The organism is Catonella sp., from assembly GCF_052169795.1.
GTDB lineage: Bacteria > Bacillota > Clostridia > Lachnospirales > Lachnospiraceae > Catonella.
This window is the reverse complement of the sequence record NZ_JBQNBU010000070.1, coordinates 1-11,286: the sequence shown is the minus strand read 5'-3', so window position 1 is coordinate 11,286 and position 11,286 is coordinate 1. Positions and strand designations below refer to the sequence as shown.

Here is an 11,286-nt window from a genome sequence, read left to right as displayed (position 1 = left end):
GTGTCAATGATTTTATGTTTAAGGGCATCACTGACATCAGGAGCATTGTTTAATCCCTTTGAAATTGTGCCGGGAGAAACTCCTAATTCTTTAGCTATGTCTTTGATAGTAATCATTGTGAAACCTTCCTTAGCTTTTACGAAATTTTACGAAATAAGTATAAGCCTATTTTGTGCAAGTTGCAATAGAAATAAGGCAAAAATATAAAATAAAAATAAATTTTTACAAATTGTATATAAAAAATGCAAAAAAATATCTAATTAAAACAAAAGAATAAAATTACCTGCTATTTAAAAAGACTAAATAAATCTTATGATTTTATAAATGGAAATAATAAATAATACTTTTCTACAAGATTAATGGAGAAAATATTGAAACAGTTGTAGAATAAAAAAGGTTTTATATGCTAAATGCACAAAAAAATATTGACAATATTGGAAGATAATGATAATATAAAACGAAAAGGGAGTTTCGTAAAGTTTCGAAACTCTTGTGGTTGATGGTTGAAGGCTGTTTTAGATGCTTTTATTGTGGCGGCAAGAAGAGCAGAAGAGGTAGCAGAGTGCCAAAAACCGTTTTATGATTAAAGGAGGAATAATCAAATGAGAAAGTCAAAGAAAATCTTATCACTTATGCTGGCAGGAATAATGGCAGCATCACTTACAGCTTGTAGCAAGCCTGCTGATACTAAGACAAGTAGTGCAGCTAAGACAAGTAGTGCAGCTAAGACAAGCAGTGCAGCTAAGACAAGCAGTGCTACAGCATCTACAGCAAGCAAGGCAAGTTCAGCTCCTGCGGCTGAAGAGGCAGTTGAGGCTACAATTACAGTATGGAGCCCACAGGAAGATCAGGCTGAAGAGAGCGGTAACTGGCTTGGCAATATGTGCAACAAGTTTGCAGAGGCTCATCCAAACTGGAAACTTACATTTAAGTATGGCGTTTGCCCTGAGGGTGAGGCAAGAACACAGGTAACACAGGATCCTACAGCAGCAGCAGATGTATATATGCTTGCAAATGATAATATAGGTGATCTTGTAGCAGCTAAGGCTATTTCAAAGCTCGGTGGAAGTGCTCTTGACGCTGTTAAGGCTCAGAATTCAGAAGTTATGGTAAATACTGTTACCTATGGAGATGGAGTATATGCTGTTCCATTTACATCTAATACATGGTTTATGTATTATGATAAGAGAGTGTTCAAAGAGGACGATATAAAGAATCTTGAGACTATGCTTGAAAAGGGTAAGGTTTCTTTCCCACTTGCAAATGGTTGGTATAATGTAGCTTTCTATGCAGCAAACGGTTGTACACTCTTTGGTGGAAACAACGATGCTAATGCAGGTATTGACTATAGTGGAGATAAGGCTACAGCAGTTACTAAGTATCTTGTAGAGCTTGTAAAGAATAAAAACTTCTCTAATGATGATAACGGTTCAGGTATGAAGGGTCTTAAGGACGGAAGTGTAAATGCTATCTTTACAGGTGCTTGGGATTACAACAATGTAGTTGATGCTCTTGGTGAGGAGAATGTAGGTATTGCACAACTTCCTACAGCTAAGATTGATGGAAATGAAGTACAGCTTAGAAGTTTTGCAGGATCTAAGGCTATCGGTGTAAATCCTAACACAAAGAATCCTCAGGTAGCAGTTGCTCTTGCTTCTTTCCTTGGTGGAACAGAGGCTCAGAAAGAGCACTATAAGATAAGAAAGACCATTCCTACAGATAACAGCCTTCTTACAGATGCTGAAATCGCTGCAGATGCACTTGCAGTAGCACAGGGAAATACAGTAGCAAATACATCTATTATGCAGCCGTTCGTAGCAGGTATGTCTAATTACTGGGCAAATGCTGAGAATATGGGAAAGGCAATCCTTTCAGGAGATGTTACAGCTGATAATGCTGCTGAGAAGACAGAGGCGCTTAATACTGCATTTAATACTAAATAAGAAACTTATACTAATAGGTGCGTGTTCGTAAAGGGCACGCATCTATGGTAAAATTGAGATAGGTAACAGTTTACACAAATAATATTAGAGTGTGGGGAATACAACATGGAAGATGTGAAATTCTTTAAAGCAGTGTCGAAGGGAGATGTATTTACCAAGCTATCTGTTTTAATACTGGGACTTGGAAATTTGGTGCGTGGACAGATATTAAAGGGGCTTATGTTTTTAGGAATAGAGGCAGCCTATATTTATTATCTGGCAAGTGTCGGAATTTATAATATTCAGAGATTTATAAGCCTTGGAGGCACTCCTCAAGAAGAGGTTTGGAATGAGAAAAAGCAGATATATGAATATACAGCAGGAGATAATACAGTGCTTATGCTGCTCTATGGTATATTTGCAATAGTTATAACTATTTTCTTTATAGTTGTTTTAGTAACAGCAGTTAAGAGTTCGTATGAGGCTGAACTTAAGAAAAAGGCAGGTAAAAAACCTTTAAGTTTTAGAGAGGATGTAAAGAATCTTTTTGATCAGGATTTACATAAGCTTCTTATGACACCTCCTTTTATCGGAATTGTATTGTTTACAATTATGCCTCTTATTTATATGATAAGTATGGCATTTACAAGCTACTCTGTTAAGGGTGACCATTTGGTGCTTTTTGACTGGGTTGGACTTGATAACTTTAAGGATGTGCTTACTCTCGGTAGTGAGGTAGGTAAGTCTTTTTGGGGAGTATTAATTTGGACAGTCGTGTGGGCAGTATTTGCTACCTCACTTAACTATATACTTGGTATGATTTTGGGTCTTATCATAAACAGAAAGGCCACAAGAGCTAAGGGATTTTGGAGATTCTGCTTTGTACTTTCAGTAGCAGTTCCTCAGTTCGTTTCTCTTATGATAATGAGGACAATGCTCGGTGCAGATGGAGATGTTAATAGGATACTTAGGGCAATAGGTTTCCTTGAAACTAACCAGTCACTTCCGTTTTTTACAGATGCTATGTGGGCAAGAATTACGGTAATAGTTATCAACCTTTGGGTAGGTATTCCATACACACTTTTACAAGTAACAGGAATCTTACAGAATATTCCAGAGGAACTCTATGAGGCTGCTAGGGTTGATGGAGCTAATACAGTAACTATTTTTTGGAAGATAACACTTCCTTATATGTTGTTTGTAACTACTCCTTATCTTATTACGCAGTTTACAGGTAATATCAATAACTTTAATGTAATCTATCTGCTTTCAGGAGGTGCTCCTGTTGATGTCGGTGATACTGCCGGTAAAACGGATCTTCTTATTACTTGGCTGTATAAGCTGACAGTTGATAAGCAGTATTTCAATACAGGTGCAGTAATAGGTATTATTACCTTTATTATCCTGTCCGTAGTTGCACTGGTAACCTACCACAGAAGTGGTTCTTATAAGAATGAGGAGGCGTTCAAATAATGGATACAAAAGCAAAAATGTCGTCTTCATACAGGGTACGCCAAATAATTACTAATATTTTTGTTCATGTTTTCTTGGCGGTACTTTCAATAATATGGGTACTTCCGGTAGTTTGGGTTGTACTTAAGAGTCTTACACCTAAGAAAAGTGTGGGAATTTTTCCGGATAGTTTGAGTTTTGAAAATTATATAAAACTTTTTACAGACACAGCCGTACTTAATTTTCCAAAGATGTTTATGAACACCTTTATTATAGCTATATTTTCTTGTATGGTATCAACGGTGTTTGTACTTTGTGTAAGTTACTGTCTTTCAAGACTTCGTTTTAGTTTAAGAAAACCGTTTATGAACATGGCTATGATACTCGGACTTTTCCCCGGAATTATGGCTATAGTGGCTGTTTATTATATAATTAAGTCACTTGGACTTTCAGAAGGACCTATGATAAGGGTTGCACTTGTGCTTATCTACTCAGCAGGTGCAGGACTTGGTTTCTATATAGCCAAAGGTTTTTTTGATACAGTTCCTAGGGCACTTGATGAGGCAGCTATGATAGATGGTGCTACTAAGTGGGAAGTATTTACTAAGGTGACTATTCCTTTATCTAAACCGGTTATAGTATTTACAGTGCTTACAGCTTTTATTTCACCTTGGGTAGACTTTATTGCGGCTAAGGTTATTTGCAGGGCTGAGTCAGAGTATTTTACGGTATCAATAGGTCTTTGGCAGATGTTAAGCAAAGAGTATATAGGCTCTTGGTATACCAGATTTGCAGCCGGAGCAGTTTGTATATCCATACCTATAGCACTTCTCTTCCTTTACTTACAGAAGTTCTATGTAAATGGAATGGGTGGAGCTGTAAAGGGTTAAGTTATAATAATATTTTTTAGGATATCAATCCGGTACATTGTAAAAGCAGTGTGCCGGATTTGCGTTTATCTGAAAATAATGATAATTAGCTATATTATATAAAAATAATAGAAAAATATATAGATTTAGACACACAATATTACATTAAAAAACAAAATCAAGTAAAATACTGTTGATATTCATACAATATTTAACGATAATAATCCCAAATTGGTCTTGAAAAAATGATAAAATAGGGGTATAGTTTTTTGTGTGACATTAATTTATTATAGTTAAGGGGGAAACCATGAAAGAGAGAAAAGTTGGCATGAAGTCAGGCAACGGAAGAGTAAAAAGCGTAGGACTAAAGATAAGTATTATTATTTCTATTATTCTTCTTGTAGTTCTGGGAGTGAAAACTGCCTATGACGCTGTGTCAAGTTACAAGACGGCTATCGAGACAAACAAGGAACTTGAACGTGAACAGACAAGAAAACTTGCTAAGCAGCTTGAGCAGGAGTTTATGGCTGTATACTACACAGCAAAGGCAACAGACAATGCCGTTGAGAGCAACATGAATGCTGTACCTATTGAAGAAAGACACCGAGGGTTTGTAGAAGGAGCAGTTAGAAAAGCTATTGAAGATAACAAACATATTGATGCAGTGGGTGCTTTTTTCGAGCCAAATGCTTTTGATGGTAAAGATGCACAGCATATAACTCCTGAAAATCCAAAAGGTCTTATGGCTGTTTATCTAAAAAGGGATGAGAATGGTAATATTTCCCAAGACGACTACTATGATTATTTTGATGAAGAGTGGTATAAGATTGGTATGGATAAAGGGGTGACTACCTTTACACAGCCATATAAAGAAGGCAATAATATACTTACTACTTATATTATGCCTTTAAAAATAAATGACAAAATGGTAGGTATGCTAACTGCAGATATATATGTTACCAATATTTCTGAGCTGCTTGCTGAAGATCCGGGGAATGGCCCTGATGATTTTACAGTACTTACATCAGGAGAGGGAACTGTTGTAGCACATTCAATTGATAATAGCTTTATAATGAAAAATCTAAATAGCAATGCTGATGTTAAATCGCATATAGATGCGGCACAGCAGTTACAAGAAACTGAATCTGAGCATACCTCACTTACGACAGGTAAAGATTCCATATTTATTTATATACCTGTAAATACAGAGGGTACTCCTGAAAACTGGGTATTCCAGACGGTAGTAACTAAGAGAAAAATGACAGAAACAGCTGTAAAGAATGCCGTATCAAGTATAGTAGTTAATGTGATTGTAATAATACTTATTGCAGCAATAATATTTGTTTTATTAAGAAAAATGGTTTCACTTCCTCTTGCACTTATTAGCAAGTCAATTGGCAAGCTTGCTGATTACAATCTAAATCTTGATGCAGAGGTAAAAGAAAGTGCCAAGTATGATAAGAGTGGTGATGAGATAGCCAGCTTAGTAGTGAGTGTTAGAACACTTGTTGCCAATCTTACAGGCATTGTTACAAATATAAATGCTCATGCACAGAATACAGCAGCTACGGCCGAAGAACTTACAGCAACTGCTCAGTCTACATCAGATGCAGCAGGAGAGGTAGCAGTAGCAGTTACCAATATAGCTGATGGAGCTACAAGTCAGGCACAGGATACACAGACAGCAGCAGGTTCAGTAGAAACATCGAATAGACTCTTAGGAGAGATGATAGAAACCTTAGAGGAACTTGCAAAAGCTACTAATACCATAGATAGCTGTAAGAATGATGGTAATACTGCACTTAAGGAACTTGTAAGGCTGACAGATGAAAATAATAGGATCTCAGTTCAGGTAAGTGATGTTATTACTGAAACAAGTCAGGCTACTGAAAAGATATCCAGTGCATCTGAGATGATTCAGTCAATTTCTGATCAGACCAATCTCCTTGCACTTAATGCTGCTATAGAGGCGGCAAGAGCCGGTGAGGCAGGTAAGGGATTTGCTGTAGTAGCTGACGAGATAAGGAAACTCGCAGAGCAGAGTGCAGGATTTACAAGCGAAATCAGGCAGGTAATAGACGAACTTAAAACTAAGTCTGAATCAGCAGTAAGTATGATGGAACAGTCTAGCGAGATGGTTAAGAAACAGAGCGAGAAAGTTTCTGAAACCAGCGAGAAGTTCGAAGAGATTTCAGCAGCTGTAGAGAACAGCAAGGCTATAGTTAATGAGATAAATAGTGCATCAAAAACTATAGAAACAGAAAACAAAAATGTAACTAGAATGGTTGAGAATCTCTCTGCGATAGCTGAAGAAAATGCAGCTACCACAGAAGAGGCAGCAGCTAGTGTAGATACTCAGGTACAGTCTATTGGTGACATTTCACAGGCTAGTGAGAACCTTGCCAATATTGCAACAGATCTTCAGGACGAAGTTTCTAGGTTTACTTTCTAATATGTAGTTTCATATAATTATAATAAGAAGACTTTCTAATCTACTTTGTAGGTTGGAGAGTCTTTTTTTCTAAATAGAAGATTTTTTTAATTTGTTAAAAATAAAAAATTAAGCAATATATATAAGATATGTTAACTAAAAAAATAAAAAATAATATATTTTTTAATTGATGTAGGTATTGAAGATTTAAGATTATTATAGTAAACTAACTAGGTTAGGGATTGTAAACTGTAATGAAGGATAGATAATAAAATTATTTATAAATCTAAATAAATAAAAATGAAGGGAGAAGATGATGGAGAATTACAAATCTGTTAAAAAGAATGGCTCGGCAAAGGTGATAAACAGCATAGGATTTAAGGTGGGAATAATAATTTCGATATTGTTATTTCTTATTTTAGGTTTAAAGGCAACATCAGAAATTATCTATAATTATACTACGGTGACTGCAAAAGATGAGAAGAATAAGCTTGAAGAAACTAGAGGGCTTGCAAAGGAACTTGAGCTTAGATTTGCAACAGCTTATCAGACCGGAAATGATTTGAGGGCAATGGTACAAAGTGCTGTTGAAACCGACACTATGATGGAAAGAAACAGAGATGAGATTGTATCCAATATGACTCATATGTTTAGGAATAATAATAATTTGTTTGGAATGGGTGTGTATTTTGAGCCTAATGCCTTTGATGGAAGTGATGCTTTTAATATAAGAGATGTAGCAAAATCAGGAAGATTTACTGCTTATGTTTATGGTGACAGAGAAAATGCAACTGTAGATTTCTCTGATGATACAGATAGAGAGTGGTATAGACAGCCTATGTCTACGGGTAAGACTGTTATTTTAGAGCCTTATTTAGATCATGATAATCATCAGCTTGCTACAACCTATGCTTATCCTATTCTTAAAGAAAATAAGGTAATAGGAGTTGTTATTGTAGATGTTGCACTTTATGACATAAAGAGTTACCTTGAAGGACTTGAAGGCACTAATGAGGATTATAAGATACTTGTTACTGATAAGGGAACTTATGTAGCAGATTCTTCTGATAAAGATAGAACACTAAAAAATATAAGTGAGAATCTTCCTGAAGTTACGGAGGCTGTTAAACTGGCTCAAGACTATAAGGAAACAGTTATGACAACTAAGCTTGACTCAACGGGTAAGGATACGAAGATAGTACTTATTCCGGTAGATAGTGTAGGAACTTCGGTTAAATGGGCCTTTGCCTCTGTAACTTCTGTGAGCTATGCAAATAGAGATGCAAATAAAAATATGATAATTAATATCATAGTGAGCATTCTTACTACCCTAATTATAGGAGCTATTATTTTTGTTCTTCTTATAAAGAAGGTAATGTCACCACTTTCGCTCGTAGAAAAAATGATAGTAAAGATGTCTGAATATGACCTTGATCTTACATCAGAGAAGAAAGAGGCTGAGAAGTATATTTCAGACAAGAGTGAAATAGGCAATATAATAAAGGCTGTAGAAAAAATGGTAGATAATCTTGTTTCTATCATGCAAAATATTAATGCCAATGCTCAGAATACAGCAGCTACGGCAGAGGAGCTTACAGCTACAGCACAGTCTACTGCAGATGCAGCAGGAGAAGTGGGTAATGCAGTAACTAATATTGCAGAAGGTGCAACAGTTCAGGCACAGGAATCTCAGAGTGCAGTAGTTAGTGCAGAAGAATCAGGCAGACTCTTAGGAGAGATGCTTGTGACACTTGACGATTTATCATCTTCTATGGATTTTATTATGGATAAGAAGAATGAGGGAGATGAGAGTCTTAAACACCTTGCAGAAGCCAATGCACTTAATAACAAGGCGGCAGGAGAAGTACATGAAATAATAATTAAGACAAATGAGAGTGCTGAAAGAATTTCTGCTGCCAGAGAGATGATTCAGTCTATTTCTGATCAAACAAATCTTCTTGCACTCAATGCAGCTATCGAGGCGGCAAGAGCCGGAGAGCAGGGTAAAGGATTTGCCGTTGTAGCTGAAGAAATAAGAAAACTTGCAGAGCAGAGTGCCGGATTTACAGAAGATATAAGAAAAGATATTGATCTTCTTAAATCAGATGTAGAAAAAGCAGTAAACACTATGAACGGTGTTGCAGGGCTTATGGAAGGTCAGAATGAAAAGATGGCAGAAACAGGTGATAAGTTCAAGCAGATTTCTGAGGCTATTGAGAAGAGTCAGTCCATAGTTGAAACACTTGATAAGTCTTCTAAGGAAATTGAAGAAAAGAATGCAGTTATAATGAAGGCTATAGAGAATCTCTCTGCTGTGGCTGAAGATAATGCAGCTACTACAGAAGAGGCAGCTGCAGCAGTATCTACTCAGGTACAGTCTTTGGAAGAGATTTCGGGAGCTAGTGAGAATCTTGCAAATGTGGCAGTAGAATTGCAGGAAGAAGTTGCAAAGTTCAGACTGTAGTATTGTATATATATGATATGGGTATAAAAAATAAATTCTCTTGTAAGCAAGCTTGCAAGAGAATTTTTATATTTTTGACAGTTGTACCGTATGCATTATTTAGATGAATTAACCTTTATATAAGCTAAGTTCGATACTTGTCCCATTTTCAGAGCTTTCTAAGACCTTTACATTGCCCCCATGTTGAATAGCTATTTCTTTTACTAGTGCAAGACCAAGACCGGCTCCACCCATAGCACGACTTCTGGACTTATCTACTCTATAAAAAGGCTCAAATATTTTTTCCCAGTCTTCTCTAACTATACCGGAACCACTATCGGCAATTATTACCTTGGCAAATTCATTTTCTTCCTTTATAGAAACTATGATGTTACCATTATCTTTATTATATTTAATAGCATTTTCTATAAGATTATAAATAGCCCTATATATAAGAGTATCACTGCCTGTTAATTTGGCACTGCCTATATTTTGTGTAATAGATATGCCTTTCTTTTCGCCTACAGCTGTCAAGTCGCATATTACTTCCTCGACAAGTTCTTCCAAATTTATATGGTCATTTTTTTCAGCAGACTGAAGTTCGGTCATTTCCAGCAGAATATCTATTACATGAGAGAGGCGATCAGTCTGTGTCCTTGCCATACATATAGCATCTTTACAGTCATCGGGGGTAAGGTTCTTATTCTTTTCAAAAACTTCAAATTTTGTACGCATTACAGCAAGGGGGGTTCTTAGTTCGTGGGCTGCACTTGCTGAGAATTGACGCTGTGCGATAAAGGTATCACCAAGTCTTTTTAGAAGTCTGTTAAAGGCGTAAGTAAGCCTTACAATCTCTATGGATTTACTTTGTGGAAGTATGGACTGTTGGATATTTTTTGCCTGTATATCTTCTATCTGTCTGGTAAATCGGCTTAGTGGGCTAAGAGCATAGCCGACAATGAAGTACATCAGTAAACTTCCTACTAATGTTATAATCAATGTTATAAGCAGGCTTTTTGCCCAAAACTCTATCTGTGTACTTTTAACCATATCTGAAAGAATGGCTTTTGGGTCGAGATGGACTTCTAAATCACCGGTTTTGCTTTCAGAAAAATTGCCACTGGGAAGTATTGCGATGGCTGAGTTACCTATTTCATTCATATATACTGCAGCAGAATTGCTTATAAAGTAACTTATGGAAAGGCAGGCAACTATTACCATACAGGCGGTCATTAGAGTGAGTTTCCATTGAAGTGAGATGCCTTTTTTCATTCCGACTCCCCTCCTATAAGATAGCCTTGACCTATACGATTGGTAATCGGGTCGTAGCCTAATGCAGCTTTTAGTTTTTTACGGAGAGCGGAGATGTGCACACGAATAGAGTTGCTAAAACTATCTACACTTCCATCCCATACATGGTTTATCAGTTCTTCCTGGCTTACCGGACAATCTCTGTGTAGCATAAGGTATTCAAGAATTGAAAGTTCTTTTCTTGTAAGAGAGAGTTCGCTGCCTTTTGCAGATACTGTGCGAGCCTTGGTATCAAGAGAAATCTCCCCACATTCAAGAATGAGGTTATTTTGTACTACTCTCCTTCTTGTGAGACTTCTAACCCTTGCTTCCAGTTCCTCGAAATGAAATGGTTTGCAAAGATAATCATTTGCTCCGTTATCAAGTCCGTCTATCTTATCTTTCAGTCCTCCTCTTGCAGAAAGAATGAGTATGCCGGTTTCGTTATCTTCTTTGCGTATGTTTTTTAACACTTCCATTCCATCCATTTTGGGAAGGTTTAAATCTAGGATTATGAGGTCATAGCTTTCGACTGAGGTCATTTCCCAAGCTTCTTCTCCGTCAAAAGCTGTGTCTACTTCATATCCGTCAAGTCTTAAACCCTTTGCAATAGATTCGCAGAGCTCCTGTTCATCTTCAACTACTAATATTCTCATTTTTGCTCCTTTATTATAACCCCTGATTCGGAATATTTATTGTCTGTATCATAATATCATATAGTAAGTAAAATTTCTATTAATCTATTTTGTAAAAAATTAAAAACTTGAGATGTGACTATTCAGCCTTTCTTTGTTTATATTGTATATTACTCACTCATATTTTTGTCTAAAATGCTGATTACAAATTTTGGTAAATATAGTATAATAATACTCGTTAGTT

General features: G+C 36.4%; 8 protein-coding genes. 5 read left to right on the top strand and 3 right to left on the bottom strand.

Annotation, left to right across the window (positions count from 1 at the left end):
• On the bottom strand, positions 1-116 hold a 116-nt coding region (locus ACTTKP_RS09400; RefSeq protein WP_442553646.1), incomplete at its 3' end, for a LacI family DNA-binding transcriptional regulator.
• Between the two features lie 486 nt (positions 117-602).
• Here ACTTKP_RS09400 and ACTTKP_RS09395 point away from each other — a divergent pair.
• From ACTTKP_RS09395 to ACTTKP_RS09375, 5 genes are all read left to right on the top strand, one after another.
• The gene (locus ACTTKP_RS09395; RefSeq protein ID WP_442553645.1) at positions 603-1,943 is read left to right on the top strand and encodes an extracellular solute-binding protein; all 1,341 of its coding nucleotides are present in this window, start codon (positions 603-605) and stop codon (positions 1,941-1,943) included.
• A gap of 105 nt (positions 1,944-2,048) precedes the next feature.
• Complete coding sequence (locus tag ACTTKP_RS09390) at positions 2,049-3,395, top strand: carbohydrate ABC transporter permease (protein ID WP_442553644.1); 1,347 nt, start codon at positions 2,049-2,051, stop codon at positions 3,393-3,395.
• Positions 3,395-4,264, top strand: a complete 870-nt coding sequence (locus ACTTKP_RS09385; protein ID WP_442553643.1) for a sugar ABC transporter permease — start codon at positions 3,395-3,397, stop codon at positions 4,262-4,264. The genes ACTTKP_RS09390 and ACTTKP_RS09385 overlap by 1 nt, the downstream gene beginning before the upstream one ends.
• A 286-nt stretch (positions 4,265-4,550) precedes the next feature.
• Positions 4,551-6,695 carry a methyl-accepting chemotaxis protein gene (locus tag ACTTKP_RS09380; protein ID WP_442553642.1) on the top strand — a complete coding sequence of 715 codons (2,145 nt, stop codon included), beginning with the start codon at positions 4,551-4,553 and terminating at the stop codon, positions 6,693-6,695.
• A 295-nt stretch (positions 6,696-6,990) separates the two neighbouring features.
• Positions 6,991-9,138 (top strand): methyl-accepting chemotaxis protein, encoded by a 2,148-nt coding sequence (locus ACTTKP_RS09375; protein WP_442553641.1) that lies wholly within the window; start codon positions 6,991-6,993, stop codon positions 9,136-9,138.
• Positions 9,139-9,246: 108 nt separating this feature from the next.
• Here the strand turns inward: ACTTKP_RS09375 and ACTTKP_RS09370 are convergent, their stop codons facing one another.
• Together ACTTKP_RS09370 and ACTTKP_RS09365 are read right to left on the bottom strand one after the other, a co-directional pair.
• Complete coding sequence (locus ACTTKP_RS09370; protein WP_442553640.1) at positions 9,247-10,389, bottom strand: sensor histidine kinase; 1,143 nt, start codon at positions 10,387-10,389, stop codon at positions 9,247-9,249.
• Positions 10,386-11,063 (bottom strand): response regulator transcription factor, encoded by a 678-nt coding sequence (locus tag ACTTKP_RS09365; protein ID WP_442553639.1) that lies wholly within the window; start codon positions 11,061-11,063, stop codon positions 10,386-10,388. The genes ACTTKP_RS09370 and ACTTKP_RS09365 overlap by 4 nt, the downstream gene beginning before the upstream one ends.
• Positions 11,064-11,286 lie beyond the last annotated feature (223 nt).